General features: G+C 68.5%; 17 protein-coding genes and 1 tRNA gene. 3 read left to right on the top strand and 15 right to left on the bottom strand.

The window, feature by feature from the left end; translation table 11 throughout:
- A partial coding sequence (locus VNF71_02255) for an FAD-dependent oxidoreductase (protein ID HVA73373.1) occupies positions 1–637 on the top strand: 637 nt, incomplete at its 5' end.
- Positions 638–648: 11 nt separating this feature from the next.
- Here the strand turns inward: VNF71_02255 and VNF71_02250 are convergent.
- The 6 genes from VNF71_02250 to VNF71_02225 all read right to left on the bottom strand — a co-directional run bounded on the left by VNF71_02250 (position 649) and on the right by VNF71_02225 (position 6,683).
- The gene (locus VNF71_02250; protein HVA73372.1) at positions 649–1,434 is read right to left on the bottom strand and encodes an SDR family NAD(P)-dependent oxidoreductase; all 786 of its coding nucleotides are present in this window, start codon (positions 1,432–1,434) and stop codon (positions 649–651) included.
- A 15-nt stretch (positions 1,435–1,449) separates the two neighbouring features.
- A complete protein-coding gene (locus VNF71_02245) occupies positions 1,450–3,552 on the bottom strand; it encodes an acetate--CoA ligase family protein (GenBank protein ID HVA73371.1) in 2,103 nt (700 codons plus the stop codon).
- Positions 3,549–4,343: an SDR family NAD(P)-dependent oxidoreductase gene (locus VNF71_02240; protein ID HVA73370.1), complete on the bottom strand. Its 795-nt coding sequence runs from the start codon at positions 4,341–4,343 to the stop codon at positions 3,549–3,551. The genes VNF71_02245 and VNF71_02240 overlap by 4 nt, the downstream gene beginning before the upstream one ends.
- A 73-nt stretch (positions 4,344–4,416) precedes the next feature.
- On the bottom strand, positions 4,417–5,247 hold the full coding sequence (locus VNF71_02235) for an SMP-30/gluconolactonase/LRE family protein (GenBank protein ID HVA73369.1): 831 nt from the start codon (positions 5,245–5,247) through the stop codon (positions 4,417–4,419).
- Positions 5,248–5,250: 3 nt separating this feature from the next.
- Complete coding sequence (locus tag VNF71_02230) at positions 5,251–6,465, bottom strand: cytochrome P450 (GenBank protein ID HVA73368.1); 1,215 nt, start codon at positions 6,463–6,465, stop codon at positions 5,251–5,253.
- Entirely contained in the window at positions 6,462–6,683 is a 222-nt protein-coding gene (locus tag VNF71_02225; protein ID HVA73367.1) for a ferredoxin, read from the bottom strand. Before VNF71_02225 ends, VNF71_02230 begins: the two co-directional genes overlap by 4 nt.
- A gap of 108 nt (positions 6,684–6,791) precedes the next feature.
- On the opposite strand from VNF71_02225, the gene VNF71_02220 reads away from it, so the two are divergent.
- Positions 6,792–7,325 carry a GNAT family N-acetyltransferase gene (locus VNF71_02220; protein HVA73366.1) on the top strand — a complete coding sequence of 178 codons (534 nt, stop codon included), beginning with the start codon at positions 6,792–6,794 and terminating at the stop codon, positions 7,323–7,325.
- Positions 7,326–7,396: 71 nt separating this feature from the next.
- On the opposite strand, the gene VNF71_02215 is transcribed toward VNF71_02220, so the two are convergent.
- On the bottom strand, positions 7,397–7,870 hold the full coding sequence (locus VNF71_02215; protein HVA73365.1) for a helix-turn-helix domain-containing protein: 474 nt from the start codon (positions 7,868–7,870) through the stop codon (positions 7,397–7,399).
- 54 nt (positions 7,871–7,924) lie between these two features.
- Here VNF71_02215 and VNF71_02210 point away from each other — a divergent pair, with 54 nt between their 5' ends.
- On the top strand, positions 7,925–9,337 hold the full coding sequence (locus VNF71_02210; protein ID HVA73364.1) for a DHA2 family efflux MFS transporter permease subunit: 1,413 nt from the start codon (positions 7,925–7,927) through the stop codon (positions 9,335–9,337).
- 125 nt (positions 9,338–9,462) lie between these two features.
- On the opposite strand, the gene selD is transcribed toward VNF71_02210, so the two are convergent.
- The 8 genes from selD to VNF71_02170 all read right to left on the bottom strand — a co-directional run bounded on the left by selD (position 9,463) and on the right by VNF71_02170 (position 19,964).
- Entirely contained in the window at positions 9,463–10,482 is a 1,020-nt protein-coding gene (gene selD / locus VNF71_02205; GenBank protein HVA73363.1) for a selenide, water dikinase SelD, read from the bottom strand.
- The gene (gene selB / locus VNF71_02200) at positions 10,479–12,215 is read right to left on the bottom strand and encodes a selenocysteine-specific translation elongation factor (protein HVA73362.1); all 1,737 of its coding nucleotides are present in this window, start codon (positions 12,213–12,215) and stop codon (positions 10,479–10,481) included. Before selB ends, selD begins: the two co-directional genes overlap by 4 nt.
- Complete coding sequence (gene selA, locus VNF71_02195) at positions 12,212–13,492, bottom strand: L-seryl-tRNA(Sec) selenium transferase (GenBank protein HVA73361.1); 1,281 nt, start codon at positions 13,490–13,492, stop codon at positions 12,212–12,214. The genes selB and selA overlap by 4 nt, the downstream gene beginning before the upstream one ends.
- A gap of 6 nt (positions 13,493–13,498) precedes the next feature.
- Positions 13,499–13,594: transfer RNA gene (locus VNF71_02190), tRNA-Sec, on the bottom strand.
- A 320-nt stretch (positions 13,595–13,914) separates the two neighbouring features.
- On the bottom strand, positions 13,915–14,961 hold the full coding sequence (nrfD, locus tag VNF71_02185; GenBank protein ID HVA73360.1) for an NrfD/PsrC family molybdoenzyme membrane anchor subunit: 1,047 nt from the start codon (positions 14,959–14,961) through the stop codon (positions 13,915–13,917).
- A complete protein-coding gene (locus tag VNF71_02180; GenBank protein HVA73359.1) occupies positions 14,958–15,818 on the bottom strand; it encodes a 4Fe-4S dicluster domain-containing protein in 861 nt (286 codons plus the stop codon). Before VNF71_02180 ends, nrfD begins: the two co-directional genes overlap by 4 nt.
- Complete coding sequence (gene fdh / locus VNF71_02175) at positions 15,808–19,122, bottom strand: formate dehydrogenase (GenBank protein HVA73358.1); 3,315 nt, start codon at positions 19,120–19,122, stop codon at positions 15,808–15,810. Before fdh ends, VNF71_02180 begins: the two co-directional genes overlap by 11 nt.
- Positions 19,119–19,964, bottom strand: coding sequence for a hypothetical protein (locus VNF71_02170; GenBank protein ID HVA73357.1), 846 nt, complete (start codon positions 19,962–19,964; stop codon positions 19,119–19,121). The genes fdh and VNF71_02170 overlap by 4 nt, the downstream gene beginning before the upstream one ends.
- Position 19,965: the final 1 nt, after the last annotated feature.

Raw genomic sequence — 19,965 nt, 5'->3', positions numbered from 1 at the left:
TCACGGAGTCGAGTTGCACCTCGGGGCGAAGATCGAATCGCTCGCGGGCAGCGCGCGTGTCGAGGAAGTACGCCTCGCCGACAGCGGGGCAATTGCTGCAGACCTCGTTGTCGTGGGCGTCGGAGTCACCCCGAGGGTCGAACTCGCCGTGGCCGCCGGGCTCGATGTCGACAACGGCATCGTCACGGATCCAAGCCTGCATACGAGCGCTGAGGGGGTGTTCGCCGCCGGGGACGTCGCCAACGTGTGGCACCCCGTCTTCGATCGGCGCATCCGTCTGGAGCACTGGTCGTCCGCCCTCAACCAGGGGCCTGCCGTAGCCCGCAACATGCTCGGCAAGACCGTTTCCTACGAGAAGATCCCCTACTTCTTCTCCGACCAGTACGACGTCGGAATGGAGTACACGGGTTACGCGACCGAGTGGGATGATGTCGTCTTCCGAGGCGATCCCGGAACCCGCGAGTTCATCGCCTTCTGGGTCAGCGACGGTCGCGTCGTCGCGGGCATGAACGTCAACGTCTGGGACGTCTCGGACCAAATTGGCAGGCTTGTCGCGTCGCGAGCGCCCGTGGACACCGCCCGCCTCGCAGACTCCGATGTCGAGCTCAGCTCGCTGATTGCGGCCGAGACTACTTAGAGCTCACGGACTTACCCCAGCTCCGCGAGCAGATCCTGGCTGTAGGCGACCCGGCCCGTGAGGGTGCGCGGCTGGCGGCTGCACAGAGCGAGCGCCGCCTCGGCCATGACCTCCGGTTGCTCGACGATCTGGGTCGGGTCGTCCGGCCTCACGAGGTGGTGAAAGACGGTCCCGGGAGTGGGGACCACCCTGCTCGGCGAAAGCGAGTTCACCGCGATGTTGGCTTCGTAAGCCTCAGCGGCGAGCCCGGTCGTCAAACGCTCGAGCGCCGCCTTGCACATGCCGTAGACGGCGCCTCCGGCGCGCCAACCCTCCGGTGGCGGAATCGACGGGTGGCGCGATGCACCTGAGGAGATGTTGAGGATCCAGCCCTCGCCCGCCGCCGTCATGCCTGGGAGCACCAGCTGGGCGAGATCCATTGGAGCGCACACCTGAACCTCGAGCATGAGCTGCCGGCGCTTCGGTGTGAATTCCGCGACGGGCATGAACCAGGTGACGGCCGCGTTGTTGACAAGAATGTCGATGCGGCCGAGCGCCGCCTGTGTCTCCAGGATCAGGCGTTCGCGTTCTTCGGGGCGAGCGAGGTCGGCGGCGATGGCCGTGACTCTGCCGCCGGCGGAAGCGATCTTCTCGACGGTCTCCTGGAGGCTGCCCTCCATCGGATTGCCCCCCGGCTCGACGGTCCGAGCCGTCACGGCGACCGAAGCGCCTTCCGCGGCGAAACGCTCCGCGATGGCGACCCCGATGCCGCGGCTCGCCCCGGTGATGAGCGCGACCTTGCCATCCAATGCGTTCATGACGGGTCCTCCTTTTCAGGTCCAGATAGCCAGGGCGTCGAGGACTTCGATCTCGTCGCCGTCGACGCGTAGCGGATTGATCTCCAGGGTGTCCAACGACGGCCCGAGCCCTTCGGCGACGCGCGCGACCTCGGCGATGACAGAGGAGAGTCTGGGGATGTCGGCCGGTTTCGTGCCCCTGGCGCCGTGAAGGAGGCGGCTGCCCTTGAGCTCGTCGAGCATCTCGGCGACGTCGGCCTCGCCGACCGGGAGCAGCCGCATCGTCACATCGCCGAGGACCTCGACCCATATGCCTCCTAGCCCTACCGACACCAACTTGCCCCATCCGGGGTCCGTCACCACGCCGACGAGCAGCTCGACCCCACCATTTCTCATCGGTCCGACGAGCACCCCTTCCAGATCGTCGACCGCCGCTGCGAGCTCGAGGTAGGTGGCTGCCGCATCGGCCGGGTCGACGCCGAGCCGGACGCCGCCCACGTCGGATTTGTGGGTCACCCGGCCGGAGGCGATCTTCATCGCGACGGGCTGGCCGTACGAGCTCGCGATCTCGGCCGCTTCGTCGGGAGAGGTGACGAGGCGGGCCGGCGCCACGGGAATGTCGTTGGCCTCAAGCAGGGCGCGGACTCGGTGCTCGGGCCACACCCCGGAGGCACCTGCGGGAGGCGCGACCCGGCGCGCCGTGGGGCGCGGGCCGGCGCCGGGCCCGGCCCGGCGGGCGCGCCGCTCCTGCCAGCGCGCTCCATGGCCGATCGCCCTGGTCCCGAGCTCGATGCCGTTGAGGAGGTACATGCCGCGCTTGGCGAACATGTCCTGCGCATACGCGGGGAGGTCAGAGACGACCGACGTCTGAAGGAGCACCGGCACGGGTATCTGCTTGCGGGCCTGCTCGAGGGCGTCCAGCCTGTCCTCGATCGGCTTCAGGTCCTTGGGTGCCACCCTCGGGAAGCTCGTGGAGTAGAGGATCATGTCGTAGTTGCCCTCGACCTCGCGGGCGACGATACGCAGTGCTTCGAGCGACAACCTGGGGTCCACCACGACGTATCCCGTCACGTCCAGAGGGTTGCGTGGATTGGAGAACGGAGGAAGGAACTCCGTGAGCGCCTCCAGGGTCGGCGGCGGGAATTCCGGCAGCTCGAGCTCTTCGCTCGCGGCGCGGTCGGCAAGCAGGTCGCACGCGCCGCCCGACGGTGTGACCGCCGCGATCCGGCGGCCTTTCAGGTCTGGGTGGTAACCGAGATAGCCCGCGGTGGCGAGCATCTCCTCGAGCGAGTCCACCCGGATCACGCCCAGTTGGCGAAACGCAGCATCGATGATCCGATCGTCGCCGGCGAGCGCCCCGGTGTGCGCGAGGGCCGTGCGCGCTCCCTGCTCCGAACGACCGACCTTCAAGGCCACGATCGGCTTTCCCGCCTCCAACGCGCGGTCCGCGACGTGACGGAACTCGTCGGGGTGCCTTACCGACTCGAGAAAGGCTGCGATCACCCTCGTGCTCCCGTCGTCGACGAGGTAGCCCATGATGTCGGTGGCCGACACGAGCGCTTCGTTGCCGGTGGAGACCATGAGGCTCAGGCCTACCCCCCGGGCCTGTGCCCCGCCGAGCACCGCCGCTGCGAGGCCACCCGACTGCAGGACGATCCCGACCGGTCCCTTGGTGAGCGGAGGTGCGATCGGAAGGCCGTAAGGAGCCACACCGCCGGCCACGTTGATGAACCCGTTGCCGTTGGGCCCGAGCACAGTCAACCCGCGATCACGAGCGAGTTGCTCCAGCTGCTGGGTGAGCGCTGCACCCTCGGGTCCGGCTTCCGCGAAGCCGGCGGTCAGGATGACCAGGTTGGTCGTCCCGGCGTCGGCGGCCTCCTCCACCACATCCATGACGGACGAGGTCGGCACCATCACGTAGGCGAGGTCGACCCGTTCCCCGATGGCCGAGAGCGACTTGCACGCCGGCTGCCCGTGGACGGTCTTGTGGCGGGGATGCACCACAAAGACCGTCACACCCGGCGAATAACGACGCAGGTTGGCGTGGGTGTACACCGACCACTGCGAGTTGTCGGTTGCGCCGACAAGGGCGACGGATCTCGGGTTGAACAGAGCGCTGAGATCTTGCGGGGAGCTCACCGGGATTGGCGGACGTACTCCGCGGCACCGGCTATGAACCCGGCGAGATCGCTGTTCTTGGTGGCGACGATGTCGGAGAAGTACTCCGGCGTGTACACCTGGCGCTCATCGCGTTCGATAGCCCCGACGATCGCTGCCACCGCCTCGGAGACGGGGATCGGGTCGATACCGGGAATGAGGGGGTCGTTGTCGGGCAGGCTGAACAACTCGGTGTCGACCACGCCGGGGTAGACGATGAGAACTTTCACGCCCGTGTCCCACAGGTCGATCGCCATCGCCTCGGAGAACACCGACAGCGCCGCCTTCGACGCGTCGTACGCGGTTTCGCCCGGGGAACTGAGGGTGGCGGCAACCGACGACACGTTGACGACGAGACCGTGCTTCTGTTCGATCATCGATGGCAGCAGGCCGAGAGTGAGCCGGACGGGTGAGAAGTAGTTGATGTTCATCACCTGCTCGACCGTCGCCGGATCGAGCCTGGTGACATGCCGGCGCTTGGGGATGCCTGCGTTGTTGACGAGGATGTCGACCCCGCCGAGGTCACCGGCGACGGTACCCACGAGATTTTCGACGGCCGCAGGGTCAGCGAGATCGCACACCCACATGCGGGAGTGCGGTGAGTGCGCCAGACAGCGCTCGAGGGTCGTTTTGAGCCGGTCCTCCCTGCGGGCGCACAGGCCGACGACCGCGCCCCGCCGGGCGAGCTCCTCTGCCAGCGCCGCCCCGATACCCGAGGAGGCGCCCGTGATCAGGACCCGTTGGCCGTCGAAGTCGAAACCCGCTGATAGCACGGACCGAGCCTAGGAGAGTTGCTGGATGTAGATCCCACACTTGCCCGAGAGCCTGCCCGGACGAGACGCTTCGTCAGGAAGCCAACCGGGTGACCTCGATGCGCCCTTCGCGGTGCTGAGCAGCGCTCGATGGTGAGAGGTGGGAGCTGGTCGCGATGAACAGGTCGCGGCCGTCGTTGCCGCCGAGGGCACAGGCGATCGACATACGGTCACCCGTCGCGACCCGGTCGGTGACCTCGCCGCCTTCGAGCACCCGGAGGCACTCACGAGTCGTGGGCGAGGCGACCCACACGGCGCCGTCGGGCTCGAGGCAGATGCCATCCGGAGACACGCCCTCCGGCAGGGCTGCCCACACCCGCCGTTCCGAGAGCGATCCGTCCTCGCGGAGGGTGAACGCGCTCAGGCGCCCGCCGAACGATTCGGCTACGACAAGCGTGTCGCCGCTGATGACCATGCCGTTGGGGAAAAGAAGGTCGGCGGCGGCGATCCGGTGGCTGCCGTCTGGTTCGACGGAGATCACAATGCTCGGCTGCAGCTCCCCGCGCCCATGAAGGTCGAACCCGAAGCAGCCGATGTAGGCGCGGCCGTGACCGTCGACGGTCATGTCGTTGATCGGATAGGGCGTGTAGGCGGAGAGATCCGCGAGCGCACTGGCGTTGCCGGAGGGATCGATGCGGAGGAGGCGGCGATCATTCATAGAGACGACGAGGAGATCCCCGTCCGGTGTCCAACCGAGCCCCGACGGCGACCCCTCGACGCGGGCGACGACACGGTCATTCCCGCCTCCGGCCGGTGACCAGGCGTGAACCTCGCCGGCGTGCATGTCGGAGAACCAGAGCTGACCGTCCCGCCAGCGGAGACCCTCGGCAAAGGCCAAGCCGTCTATGACGGTTTGCAGGCCCACCTGCTACAGGATTCTGAGGGGTAGAGCGCGGGGTCCGCGCACCTGCCCGGCCGACCACTTCACGCCGGCGGGATCCGACAGCTCGAAGTCGGGATAGCGCGCCAACCATTCCTCGAGCGCTACGCGCAGTTCCATGCGCGCGAGGTTCGAGCCCAGGCAGCGGTGGATCCCCAATCCGAACGCGGCGTGACGGTTGTGTTCACGATCGAGACGGACGACGTCGGGATCCTCGAAGGCGGCGGGGTCTCTGTTGGCTGAAGGGAACGGGAGCAACAACCAGTCTCCCTCTTTCAACTGCTGCCCGTGGAAGTCGCAATCCTGCGCAACCAGTCTTGCCATCGTGACCGGCGCGTAGACGCGCAGGAACTCCTCTATAGCGGTGCCCATCAGGTCCGGCTCCGACACCAGCCGCTTGCGGTCCGGGGGGTTCTGGGCGAGATGCCACAGCGAGGCGCCGATCGCGGACCACGTCGTGTCGATGCCCGCGACCATGAGGAGAACCATCGTGCCGCGCACGTGCTCGCGCGCCAGCTTGTTGCCGTCGATCTCAGCTTGCAGCAGGAAAGACGTGAGGTCGTCGCGCGGGTGCGCCAGGTGATCGTCGATCTGTGCGTCCATGTACGCGTCGATCTCACCCCGCTCGAGGGTGGTCTGGCGATCCTCAGGCGACTGGTCGACGTCCTCGAGGACCTGCTGTATGAACTTGCGGAAGATGTCGGCGTCCTCCTGGGGGAAACCCAGCATGCCGACGATGACGCGGACGGGGATGTGGCGGGTGTACTCGAGCGCGGCGTCGAACTCCTTCAAGCCGGCGGTCCTGTCGAGGAGGTCCCGGCAGAGGTCGCGGGTGAACGGTTCCAGCGCTGCTACCGGCTTGGGCCCGAACGCCGGAAGAAGCATGCGCCGGGCGATGCTGTGAAATGGCGGGTCCGACGTGATCGGCGGGGCGATCCCGATCGGGGCGGGAAGGTCCTCGGGACCGGGACGGATCTCGCTGACCACCACTGAGCGCGAGGTGAAGTGCTCGGTGTCGTAGGCGACCTCGGAGACGTACTCGTGGGTGGTCGGAAGCCACACCCCGCCGTAGCGGTCGCTGTGCGCGACCGGGCAGCTACCTCGGAGCTCCTGCCATATGGGGTACGGGTCGGCGACCCAGGTGGAGTCGGTGTGGTCGAAGTCCCGGGTCCAATCGGTCACGGGCGCGTGGCGGCTGGTCACGGCTGCACCTCCTCCAGGTTCACGGCGTATTCGGGGCAGTTGGCCACCGCCTTGTGCGCTTTGTCCAGCAGCTCGGGTGGGACGACTCCGTCGCCTCGAGCCGATGCCATACCGAGGTCGTCCACGTCGAACAACTCGGGTGCCAGGCTGTAGCACCGGTTGTGGCCCTGGCACTTCTCGGGGTCCACTGACACCCTGTACTTGGGTTCTGCAGTCACTTCGTTTGCTCCCCCTGGCTGCGCCGAATCTGTGTTTACGTCACTAGCTTACTGAGGGGGCGATGCAATTCTCTTTACGCGCGGAATGTGTTCGGGAACGATGGTGCCGTGGCATCGACCGTCCGCCGGATACTCCCAGTTGAAGCCGAGACGTACAGAAAGGTCCGTTTGTCCGCGCTTGCCGACTCCCCCGCCGCGTTCGGTTCCACCCACGCCAATGAGTCGCTGCTCACGGACCTCGAATGGGAAGAGCGCGCCCGGCGCAGTTCGGCTGGAACCGAACGCGCCATGTTCTTTGCCCTCGACGGCGACTCCGTCGTGGGACTCGCCGGCGGCTACAGACCCGAGCCCGACACGCAGACCGTCGAGCTGGTCTCGATGTGGACGGACCCGGCTGTGCGCCGGAAGGGCGTCGGCCGCCAGATGGTGAACGCTGTGATCGATTGGGCCAGAGAAGGGGGCGCGGCGAGAGTCGATCTGTGGGTGACACGAGCCAACGCTCCGGCGGAGAACCTGTACCGTGCGATGGGCTTCGCGGAGACGGGCGACTTCCAGCCGCTTCCTTCTGATCCGTGCAAGGACGAGGTGAAGATGCGGCTGGAGCTCCAACCCGCGGAGGTGGGGCGGCGCCAAAGAGGTTAGGCCGCCTCCACGCCTTTCAGTTCCAGTAGCGCGTCGCCGTCGGGAAGGTTGACCCAGGCGGCCAGCTGCACCTACGAGCTCGCGCTGGCCAGGTAGTCGAGGTCTCCCGGGCCGCGCACGACCCGCACGTCGCGGGCAGACATGCGCTCCCCGCACGACGAGCAGGTCATCACCGCCTGGGAGACCTTGCCGCACCCCTTGTGGACGACCCGCACCGGAGGACCGTCCGGGGCGGCGTGCTTGTCCCCCCACTGGCGCATGGCCGTCAGAACCGGCCATAGGTCACGGCCCTTGGTCGTCAACTTGTAGTCGTAGCGAGGCGGGCGCCGGCTGTAGGCGACCTTGTCGAGGATCCCTTCCTCGACCAGGCGGGTCAGCCGCTGGTTGAGCACGTTGCGCGAGATCCCGAGCCGCTCCTGGAAGGCGTCGAAGCGAGTCACACCTAGGAACGCGTCGCGCACGATCAGCATCGACCACCACTCCCCGACGACCTCCAGGCACTGGGCGACAGAGCAGTGCATGCCGGCGAAGCTCTTCCGTTCCATAGGGCTCAGGATACTCAGTTGCGTGATAGAACGCACGGTCCTATGGTGGATCGCGTGACAGGACTTACTTTGGCCCTCCCCCGTGTGGAGGTGGCGCCCACCCGCCGCAATCTCGTGTTCGCGGTGACGGCCCTGGGGGCGTTCATGGCCTCACTGGACCTGTCCATCGTCAACGTCGCCTTCCCCGCTCTCGCCCGCAGCTTCCCGAGCGCCTCGCGCGCCGACCTGGCGTGGGTGATCACCGCCTACGCCATCGTCTACGCGGCGCTGCTCGTCACCGCCGGCCGCACCGCCGACCGCCTGGGGCGCCGGCGCGTCTTCTTCATCGGCCTCGGGGTGTTCACGGTCGGCTCCGCCCTGTGTGGCCTCGCACCGTCGTTGCCGCTTCTCATCGCAGGCCGCATCGGCCAGGGTGTCGGCGCCGCCCTGTTGCTGCCGGCTTCACTGGGGTTGCTGCTCGAGGTCTTCAGCGCCGAGGCCCGATCCCAGGCGGTGGCCCTGTGGGCCGGTGTTGGGGCTCTGGCGGTCGCGACAGGTCCCTCGCTCGGGGCGGCCCTGATTAGCGCCGGCGGATGGCGCTGGGCGTTCTTCGTGAACATCCCCGTCGGGGTGATCGCCTCGGCACTCGGCCGGCGCGTGCTGCCCGACGACCACGCCGCCGACCACCGGCCCTCCCCCGACTACCCCGGCGTGGTGATGGTCACTGCTTCGCTCGCGGGGATCGTGTTCGCCATATCCGAGGGATCTGGCTGGGGCTGGGCCGACCCACGGGTTCTGGGCGCCGGCATCGGGGGGGTCGCCATCGGCGGCCTCTTCCTGGCCCGGTGCGCCAGGCATCCCGAGCCGGTGCTCGACCTGGAGTTGTTCCGGCACCGGTCGTTCAGCGTCGCCAACGCCGCCACGGCGGTCTACGCCATGGGGTTCTTCGCCATGCTGCTCGGGAACATCCTGTTTCTCACCGGCGTGTGGCACTACTCGATCCTGCGCGCCGGTCTGGCGGTCACCCCCGGCCCCCTGGTGGTGGCCGCGGTGTCGGGACCCGCCGGCAAGCTCGCTACCAGGTACGGGTTCCGGCGGGTACTGATACCGGGCTTCGCGGTGTTCGCGGCCGGTCTTGCCTGGTACGCGACGCAGGTCGGGGTTCACCCGTCCTACTTGGCCCGCTGGCTGCCGGCGACGCTCGTGACCGGGCTCGGCATCGGGCTCACCTTCCCTGTTCTCGGAGCCGCGGCAGTAGCCAGCCTGCACGCCACCCGCTTCGCCGTCGGAAGCGCGGTGAACCAGACGTCGCGCCAGGTAGGCGGGGCGCTCGGAGTGGCGATCCTGGTCGCCGTCCTGGGTTCCGCCGCTACCCCGGTGGGGGAGCTCCACCACTTTCGCCACCTGTGGACGTTCTCGGCGGTGATGGCGTTGCTCGCGGGGACGTTATCCGGCCTTCTCCGCTCACCCGCTGAGACGGACTCGTGAACGAACACACCACAGGCAGGGGCGGCGCACTGCTCCTGCCGCTGTAGGCCAGCTGTAGCGGCCCTTGTCGCTCTCTGCTGCGGTGCGATCCTTCACGCCCCCCAATTACCCGCCTCACCGCTGGGCTAGCGCAGCTCGACCCCCGGACCACGAAGACCGGCCGCATCGCCGGGCACAGCGTCGCCGACCTCCCACCATCCCGCCGCGACCAGCCGCGCGGCCACAGGCTCGGGCACGGCAGCGAGCAGCCCGCCCGAAGTCTGCGGGTCGATCGCGAGCGCCTCGAGTTCGGGTGCGGCGCTGCTCGTGAAGTGGCCCGCCAGGTAGGTGCGATTTCGGGCATCACCTCCCGTGCGGGTGCCGCGCCGAGCAGCCTCGATGGCGCCGGGGTAGAGCGGCATGCTGGTGGAATGCAGCCGGATAATCATCCCGCTGCGCTCGGCCATCTCCCAGGAGTGGCCGGCGAGGCCGAACCCGGTCACGTCGGTGACCGCGTGCACCTCGCCGACCTCATGGAGTGTGTCCGCAGCTGCCGAGTTGAGAGTGCACATCGTCTCGATCGCGGCCGACCTGTCATCGGGGCTGCCACCGGCGAGGACGATCCCCGATCCGACAGGTTTCGACAGCACGAGACGATCACCCGGCTCGACACCGGACTTGGTCCACACACGCGACGGATCAACAAGACCCTGCACCGCGAGACCGAAGATCGGCTCGGCGGCGCTGATGGTGTGGCCGCCGGCGACGGTGCCGCCCGCTTCGGCCACCTTCGCCGCGGCCGCCTCGAGGATCGCCGCTATCGCCTCATCGGGGAAGCCCTCGGGGAACGCCGCGACGTTGAGGGCCAGCACGACGCGGCCTCCCATTGCGAAGATGTCGCTGCACGCGTTGGCGGCCGCGATGGCTCCGAAGTCGGATGGGTCGTCGACGAGCGGCGGGAAGAAGTCAGTCGTAGACACGAGCGCGAGATCAGGCGAGAGGCGGTAGACAGCCGCGTCGTCGAAAGGCGCCAGCCCGACGAGAAGGTCCTCGCCCGCGACGGGGTCGAGCCCCCGCAGCAGATCCGATAGAGGCGCGCCGCCCCACTTGGCCGCGCACCCGCCGCACTTGGTCCACTCGGTGAGCTTCACCGTGCTCGATGTCACAGACCCATCCTCGGTCCCGCGACACGGGTGTCCCCCTTACGACGCGTGATGCCGTTGGCATCCAGGTGCGCGAGCAACGGCAGCGCGTACTTGCGCGACGTACCGAGCACCTGGCGGGCGTCCGAGACCGTAAAGCCGTCGGGCTTCGCACGCAGCAGCGCGCGCAGCAGGTCGACAGCGGCCTCCACTGCGGAGGACGCGAACCAGATCTCACCCGCTTGAGTCGCCAGCCCGGTCGCCTCTAGCTCGCGCAGGGAGCGCCTGTCCTCGACGGGGAGGTCCGGCGGAGACATGCTGTCTTTCTCCAAGAGATTGAGGACCGCTGACGCGCGCTCGCTGATTCCACGAGGCACCAGCGAATCGAGGTATGCCTTGGGCCCCGAAACCGTGACGCCGTCGATGCCGCTGTGCAGCAGTGCCAGCTCGGTCTCCCCGAGTTGTGCCAGGTCGACCCCGCCGGCGCCGGCGTGTTCGCAAAGCTCGCTGATACGTGCAGCCGCCCTGGCCTCGGCCGCCGGCGCCACGACCCAGGCCCCGACGGTTGGTGTGGCGGGGCGGCCGGTCAGGCGCTCCAGGTGATCAGCACGCACCCACCCACGCTCCTCCACGACGCGCTCCACCGAAAGGGAGGGATCCGCCTTCGACGCCGGAAGAACGGGGTCGACGTCGAGTACCACGCCGCCGCCGATCGTTTGGCCGCGGCCGAGCTCGCGCAAGACGAAGCGGTCGCCGGGGACAGCGGTGACCCGGTGACCTGCCAGGAGCCACATCCTCGCGGGTGCGTCTTCCCCTGGAGCGATCTGGTCACGCGAGCCGATCAGCCTCAGGCGAACCGGCAACGCCGCGGTGCCGAGGTGGACAGCGAACGCGCCGCGGTTGGTGACCGGCTGCGGCGACGCGTCGAGAACGCTGAGCGAGACGTCGACGGCCGCGGTGACGTGCCACTGGTCCGGGCGCACGAGAGCTTGCCCTCGACGGATCTCCTTGGCCTCCACGCCGGTGAGGTTGACCGCGACACGCCGGCCCGGACCTGCGTGATCGCAGGGTTGGTTGTGACTCTGCAGCCCTCTCGCGCGAACCCTGCGCGCACCCGGCTCGATCACGAGTTCGTCACCGGCGGACAGCGAGCCTCCCAGCAGCGTGCCGGTCACCACCGTCCCTGCGCCGCGGATCGAGAACGAACGATCGACCCACAGACGTGGCCTCGATCCGTCGACCGCCGGCGGAAGCGACGAGACGAGGCGGTCGAGTGCCTGGCGGAGGTCGTCAATCCCGCGGCCCGCGGGCGCGTCGACAGCGACGACGGGCGCGTCCTGCAGGAACGTGCCTTGCACGTGCTCGGTGATCTCCTCAGCGGCGAGCGTGGTCAGGTCCTCGTCGAGGGATGCGACCTTGGTCATCGCTATCACCCCGGCGCGCATCCCGAGCAGTTCCAGTATCCGCAGGTGCTCTTCCGACTGGGCGCGCCATCCCTCGTTGGCGTCGACGACGAACATGCACGCGTCGACCGAGCCGACACCGGACAGCATGTTGGCTACGAAGCGGCCGTGGCCAGGAACGTCGACGAAGCTGATCTGCTCCCCCGACGGCAGGGTGGTGTTGGCGAAGCCGAGGTCGATGGTGAGGCCGCGCCGTTTCTCCTCGGCCCAGCGATCGGGGTCGGTGCCGGTGAGCGCGCGTACGAGAGTCGACTTGCCATGGTCGACATGACCGGCGGTCGCGATGACCGTCATCCGGCAACCGCCTTGGCAAGTGCCTTGGCGAGGGCCGGATCTTGTTCCGGCAGCACGGTGCGAAGGTCACAGAAGGTGCGGCCCGCTTCGACCCTGGCGATCACCGGTGGGTCCGTCAAACGGAGGCGTCCGGTGATGTCGCCGTCGACGGCAATGCCGGCGGAGGGGATGGTGCGGCCGGGGAGTGTGCCGCCGCCCATAACCGACGCGCAGTCGACGACCTCGCCGTGAGATAACGCTTCGGCCCGCCGGCGGAGATCCTCGACGGGGGCCGTCGCCATGCGCCACAGCGGAAGCGTTGCGCCGGCGTCGCGCCGGAGGTAGCTGAGCGCGACGTCCTGTAGCGACCGAAGAACCAGATGGCCCGGCCGCAGGGCACGTGCGAGAGGGTGCGTCTTGCACGCTTGTACGAGCGGCGCCTTGCCGGCGATGATCCCCGCCTGCGGACCGCCGAACAGCTTGTCCCCGCTGAAGGTGACCAGATCCGCGCCGGCGGCGATCGACTGGCGGACAGCGGGTTCGCCCCGGAGCCACGGCGGCGGGCCGGCGGGCAGCCACTGGCAGCCCTCGTCGATGAGGCCGGAGCCGGCGTCGAAGATGAGAGGTAGGCCGTGCTCGTGCGCGAGGCCGGCGAGCCCGGGGAGGCCGGCGGACTCGGTGAAGCCGACTATGCGGTAGTTGGAGGTGTGAACCTTGAGGATGGCCGCGGTGTCGGACCCGATCGCCTCGCGGTAGTCGTTGAGTCTCGTGCGGTTGGTGGTGCCGACCTCCCTGAGGCGTGCGCCGGACGTCGCGAGGACTTCGGGGATGCGGAACCCGCCGCCGATCTCTATCAGCTCGCCCCGGCTGACTATTACCTCGTGCCCGGGGGGAACGGTGGCGAGGGCGAGGAGGAGGGCGGCGGCGCCGTTGTTGACCACGGTCGCGGCCTCGGCGCCCGAAAGCCTGGCGAGCAGCGACGAAGCATGCGACGAGCGGTCGCCGCGGCGTCCCGTGCCCAGGTCGAGCTCGAGGTTGGCGTAGTGGACGTCGTGGCCGACGGAGAGCGGCGCGCGGCCGAGGTTGGTATGGACGATGACGCCGGTGGCGTTGATGACGGGCTGGAGGAGCCGCTGCCTCGAGGATCGGGCAATGGCGGCTGCCTCTTCCCAGGGGTCGTCCGGAGAGAGAGCGACGGCGTCGCGGGCGGCCGCGACCAGCAGCGGATCGGGCAGGTCACCGAAGCCTGATTCGGCGAGATGGCGGGCGAGCCGGTCGACCGACGGAGGCCGGTTCATGGGGAGTGGCGGAGGTGGACGGGAATCGAACCCGCCGCTGTGGGTTCTCCACAGCCAACCGCTTTGAAGGCGGCGGAGCCCACCAGGCGCTCGAACACCTCCCCGTACACGGGGTGAATACTTGCCCTTTTCTACGCGGAATCAAAATGAGGCAGGCCGGCGACCATGCGCCGAGCGCTGTGACCCGGGCGCCGGCGACGAGCGCCGGCGCCGGCGACGGCGCGCTCGCCGACCCACGACCGCGACGGCAGGGGCCCCGTTTTCCCGCCGGCGGCAGGCCGGCGACGGGCCCCAAACCCCTACTGGGTAGCCTAAGTGGTCTGAGGGGATACTTAGGCTACCCAGTCCCTGGCGGCCGCGGCCGGTAATCAGGTCTCGCGCCCTGTCCACCGCGGCGATCGCCGGGCCGCCAGACTCGAGACTCACGAGATCTCAGAAGACACACGAGACTCGAGCCGCCGGCGCTGCGGGACGACGGTGTAGCGGGGGTCCTCGGCCGACTCGAGACCGGCCTCGAAGATGGCGAAGCGGCTCAGCGCGGACCCGACGAGCAGGCCGGCGCCGGCGACAGCCGAGGCGATCCGGCTGCGCTTGCCCAACACGGCGCCGGCGGCGATCCCGATGCCAGTGGCGATCTGCGCCGCCCGCTCGTAGCGGTGCGCCTTCTCGCTCGCCGTGAACGCTTCCTTGGCCAAGCCCATGCTGCGCTTCATCACGTCGAGCAGACCGAGTTCCGCCGCGCCGGCGACGACTCCGAGCATCCGGGCCGGCCCGGCTTCGGGCATCGGCGCCGCCAGCATCCCCATGCCCGCCGCCGCGCTCAGCGCGGAGGCGGCGAACACGAAGGGCATCTCGCGATGCCCGTCGTGCCATGCCGGCACGGCGGTGTCGGAGACGAGCGCTGCGGTGTAGGTCGCGACGACCGGGCCGATGAGCGCTGCGCCGGCGGTGCCAACCGCCCCGATCGCCGGCAGGAGACCGGTCACCGCGCTGAAGCTGGCGCCCGCGGAGAACGGCGCGTAACCCGCCAGCAACCACGACCCGACGCTCATCGGCGACGTCGGTTTGAACACCCGCAGCATGTTGAAGAACCGGGCCGGGCGCCCCAGGTCGTGCACCAGGGCGACGCCGGAGAGCGCGACCGCGGCGGTGCTCGTCACCTTCAACCCCCGGGCGAGCGCCGGCCGGCCCGTCGCCGCCGCGCCCGCCGCCATCACCGAACTGGCGCCCGCGAGGCCGCCGAGGAAGAGATAGCCGGCGATGTCCGGCGCTTCCCACACCGGCTTGTTGATGATCGGCTTGCCGTAATACGAGCGGAACGTCGCGTCCCCGACAACCGGCTGCTCGCCGTCGCCGCGGCCAAGACCGCGCGACCGCGGCCTCTTCCCCCCGGATCCCTGGACCTCGCTGACCGCTTCGCGGCCCGGGCGGACGTCCTGCATCCCCTCCTTGGTGACGGCCCCGCTCATCGCCTGGCTCCTGCGAACGCCAGGGCTACCGCGGAGACCAAGGCGCCGGCGGCGACAGCCACCCGCCTGTACATCGCCGGCAGGTCGCGTGTGGTGACGACCGGGTCGGGTGGCAGCCCGTACACCTCGGGATCGTCCAGCAACAAGAAGAAGGCACCGTCGCCGCCGACCCCGTCGTCGGGGTCCTCGCCGTAGAGCCGGGCATCGGTCACGCCGGCGTTGTGCAGCTGGGTCACCCGCTGCTGCGCACGCTCGCGCAACTCGTCGAGAGGGCCGAACTGGATCGAGTCGGTCGGGCAGGCCTTGGCGCACGCGGGTTCGGCGCCCACGCTGAGACGGTCGTAGCAGAGCGTGCATTTCCATGCCCGCCCGTCGCCGTGGCGCTGGTCGATCACGCCGTAGGGGCACGCCGGGATGCAGTAGCCGCAGCCGTTGCAGATGTCTTCCTGCACCACGACGGTCCCGAACTCGGTCCGGAACAACGAGCCCGTCGGGCACACGTCGAGGCAGGCTGCGTGGGTGCAGTGCTTGCACACATCGGAGGACATGAGCCACCGCACCCCGGCACCGTCCGCACCACCGGCGCCCGGCCCGTCACCGGCGAGCAGCCTCTGCTCTATGAACGCCACGTGCCGCCAGGTGTCGGCACCGAGACCCTCGCTGTTGTCATATGACATGCCCGTAAAGTTGAGGCCGTCCTCGGGGACGTGGTTCCACTCCTTGCACGCGACCTCGCACGCCTTGCACCCGATGCACACCGAGGTGTCGGTGAAGAAGCCCATGCGCGGCGGCGCGTCCGCGTAGCCGCTGCACTGAGCCGGGTCGCCCCTCTCGAGAAGCCCGATGTCAATGGCCACCAGTGACCTCCGTCCCTGTGTTCTCGTCGATACCGGCCCTGCGGATGTACTCGTCCACGAGCGCTACCCGGCCGGGACCGCGCGGCCGGCGACCGGGGCGGATGTCCCCGCTGAACGCCTTCACCTCCTGGATGTGCACGTTGGGGTCGAGCGAGATGGAGGCCAGCTCGTTGGCGGCGTCGCCGGTGGAGTAGCCGTTGGGCCCCCAGTGGTACGGCAGGCCGATCTGGTGGATGACCTTCCCGTTGACCCGCAGCGGCGGGATCCGATCGGTGACCATCACCCGGGCCTCGATCACGTTGCGGGCTGTGACGATGGTCGCCCACCCGTTGTGCTCCAGGCCGCGCTCGGCCGCCAGCGCGGGTGAGACCTCACAGAACATCTCGGGCTGGAGCTCCGACAGGTACGGCACCCAACGGCTCATCCCGCCGGCGGTGTGGTGCTCGGTCAGGCGGTACGTGGTGATCGCGTAAGGGAACAACTGCCACCCCGGCGCCGAAGGGTTCGGGTGGTAACGGTTGTGCTTGTGGTTGAAGACCTGGCGCACCGGGTTGCGCTGCTGCGAGTACAGCAGGTTCGGCACCGGCGAGTCCTGCGGCTCGTAGTGGGTCGGCAACGGACCGTCGGTCAGGCCGGCCGGGACGTACAACCACGCTTTGCCGTCTGCCTGCATCACGAACGCATCGGTACCGGACAGGGCTTCCGCTGCGCGCGCGTCGGGCGGTGGGCGGTGCCACGGCGACTTCGACTTCGAGAAGTCGGGGATGTCGTGGCCGGACCACTGGGCCTTCTCCTCGTCCCACCACACCAGGGCCTTGCGTTCGCTCCACGGCTTGCCGTCGGGGTCGGCCGAGGCACGGTTGTAGAGGATGCGGCGGTTGGCGGGCCACGCCCAACCCCACTCGTTGGCGATCCAGTTCTGCTCCTTGCCGGGCTTGCGCCGCGCGGCCTGGTTGATCCCGTCGGCGTAGACGCCGCAGTAGATCCAGCAACCGCAGGCGGTGGAGCCATCCTCGTTGAGATGCTCGTAGGAGGCGAGGGGCTGGCCGTCGGCGTCCCAGCCGTTGATCTCGGCAAGCACCGCCTCGGCGGACGGCTCGGCGATGGACCCTTCGATCGGGTAGTCCCAGGTGAGGTCGAGTATGGGACGGTTCAGGTCGTCCGCATCCTCACCGCTCGCAGCGATCTTCTCACGGATGATCCGCCCGAGGTGGTACGCGAACCACAGGTCGCTGCGCGCCGAGCCGTACGGCTCGATGGCCGCGTGGTGCCACTGCAGCATCCGCTGAGTGTTGGTGAAGCTGCCGTTCTTCTCGGTGTGAGCCGCGGCCGGGAAGAAGAAGACCTCGGTCATGATCTCCTCGGTCTTCAGTTCGCCGGACTCGATCTCGGGTCCGTCCTTCCACCACGTCGCCGACTCGATCAGGGAGAAGTCGCGCACGACCAGCCAGTCGAGGTTGGCCATGCCGAGCCGCTGCATCTTCGCGTTGGCGGACCCGACGGCCGGGTTCTCACCCCAGATGAAGTAGCCCTTGCACGTCCCGTCGATCTGGGCCATGACCGTCTCGTACGTGCTGTGGCTGCCGGTGAGACGGGGAAGGTATGCGAAACAGAAATCGTTGCCGGGTGTGGCCGCGCTGCCCCAGTACGCCTTGAGCAGGCTGACCATGTACGACTTCATGTCGCCCCAGTAGCCCTTGTCCGTCGACGCACCCTCCAGGAATGTCTCGAGGTCCTCGTCGTGGTGGGCGTGTGGCATCGGGATGTAACCCGGCAGCAGGTTGTACAGCGTCGGGATGTCGGTCGACCCCTGGATGCTGGCGTGGCCGCGCAGCGCCATGATCCCCCCGCCGGGACGCCCGATGTTGCCGAGCAGCAACTGGAGGATCGCCGCCGTGCGGATGTACTGGACGCCGACGGTGTGCTGGGTCCAGCCGACGGCGTAGCAGAACGCCCCCGTGCGGTCGGGGCCGGCGTCGTCGGCCAGTGTGCGGCACACCTCGAGGAAGGTGGCCTGCGGCACGCCGCAGATCTGCTCCACCATCTCCGGCGTGTAGCGCGAGTAGTGGCGCTTCAGGATCTGGAACACGCAGCGGGGATGCTGCAATGTCTCGTCGCGCTCTCCCCCCTCGGCGACGCGCACACCGCCCGAGCCGTGCGACTCGCCCCTGCCGGCCTGGTAAGAGGTGGCCTGACGGGATTTGCCGCCGCCGTCCTGGCCTTGGCCGCCGTCCTGGCCGCCGCCCTCAGCTCGGTCCTGGTACTCCTGCTCGCGCTGACCCGAGGCCGCCTGCACCTCGGTGCCCTCGTACATCCAGGTGTGGAAGTCGTAGCTTCGCTCTTCCTCGTTGAGACCCGAGAAGATGCCATCCAGGTCCTCTGTGTCGCGGAAGTCCTCGTTGATGATCGTCGGCGCGTTGGTGTACGCGACCACGTAGTCGCGGAAGTACTTGTCGTGTTGCAGTACGTAGTTGATGATCCCGCCGAGGAAAGCGATGTCGGTCCCTGCGCGCAGCGGCACGTGGAGGTCAACGACGGCGCTGGTACGCGTGAAACGCGGGTCGACGTGAATGACCTTCGCTCCGCGCGCCTTTGCCTCCATCACCCACTGGAAGCCGACCGGGTGGCACTCGGCCATGTTGGACCCCTCGATGACGATCCAGTCGGCGTTCTGGAGGTCCTGCTGGAAGGTTGTGGCTCCTCCCCTACCAAACGATGTCCCCAAACTGGGGACGGTGGAGGAGTGTCAAACTCTGGCTTGGTTCTCTACCTGTATGACGCCTAACGCTGTGTAGAGCTTCTTCATCAGGTAGTTCTCTTCGTTGTCGAGGGTGGCGCCGCCGAGGCTGGCGATGCCCAGCGTCCGGCGCACGTCGCGGCCCTCCTCGTCGCGCCACTGCCAGGTGCGCTTGCGGGTCTCGATCACCCGATCGGCGACCATGTCCATCGCCTTGTCGAGGTCGAGGACTTCCCAGTCGTGCGCACCGGGCCGGCGGTGGAGTACCTCGAAGCGGCGCGAGGACCCGGTGGTCAGCTGGAGGCTGGCCGAGCCCTTCGGGCAGAGCCGGCCGCGGCTCACCGGCGAGTCGGGGTCGCCCTCGATCTGCACCACCTTGTTGTCCTTGACGAACACGTTCTGCCCGCAGCCGACTGCACAGTAGGGGCAGACGGACTTGGCGATCTTGTCGGCCTCGGCGATGCGGGGGCTGAGGTGCAAGGAGGTCGACGACTTGACGGCGTGACCGCGGCCGAGCCGGTCGCCGCCGAGTGCCTGGCGGAGCACGGGCCAGTTGTTGAACTTCACTTGTCCTCCTCGGTTTCGCTACTTGCGCGCCCTACCCGCTCTGCGGGCCGACTGCCGAATGCGCCACGCGCGCGATCGCGCGGTACGACCGAAGCCGCTGCCGCCTTGACAGCCCCACCGGGCTTCTTCGGCGCGTGCGGGTGCGGCCGGGTTGGGGCGTGCTTCTCGGCTCGCAGGATCTTGTTGCCGAGCTCCCGCCGGTCGTCGTCGGACATGACCTCGGGCAAAGACAGCAGCACTCTGTCTTCGAACGCAACATGCTTTCGCAGCCGCGTCTCGAGCTCCTCGGCCAGCTTGTCGAACTGCTCGCCGGAAGAGTCGGCCCGCCCGAGTGCGACCAGGCTCTCCTTCCCTTCCTGCTCCTGCTCCATCGCGTGCTCGACGAGCTCGTCGCCGCCCTTGCTCGCGCCGGGTATGGCCTTGAGTTGCTCCATCAGCGCGGTGACCTTGTCGTGCTGGCGGGTGAGGACGAAGCGGACATCCGTGTCCTGGGGATCCACGGGTTCGCCGGGCTCGGCGTCCCTGGTGCGGGCCGCTTCGGTTATCTGGGGGTCGGCGGCCACCCGCCGACGGATCCAGTCATGCACCTCCGGTTTCCGCGTGGGGTCGGCCGCCTCCGGCCGCTTGTGGACGAGGTGCTGGGTGCTGCCCTTGAGAGCGCCGGGGCGCTGCAGATGCTCGTCGGGGGGGAAGGTGTCGCCGCCGTCCGCTGGGAGGCCGGTCGCTATGAGGCCGGTCGCTTTGAGGTAGGCCTGGCCGGCGGGAATGTGGAGGCGGGACGCCGCTGATTCGTAGTCGCAGTCGTCACCGATCGACTGGAGCACCTCGGTCCTGGTTGGCATC

This window comes from Acidimicrobiales bacterium, from assembly GCA_035533095.1.
Taxonomy (GTDB): domain Bacteria; phylum Actinomycetota; class Acidimicrobiia; order Acidimicrobiales; family Palsa-688; genus DATLUM01.
The sequence above is the reverse complement of the archived record's forward strand: the minus strand, read 5'-3'. Positions and strand labels throughout refer to the sequence as shown.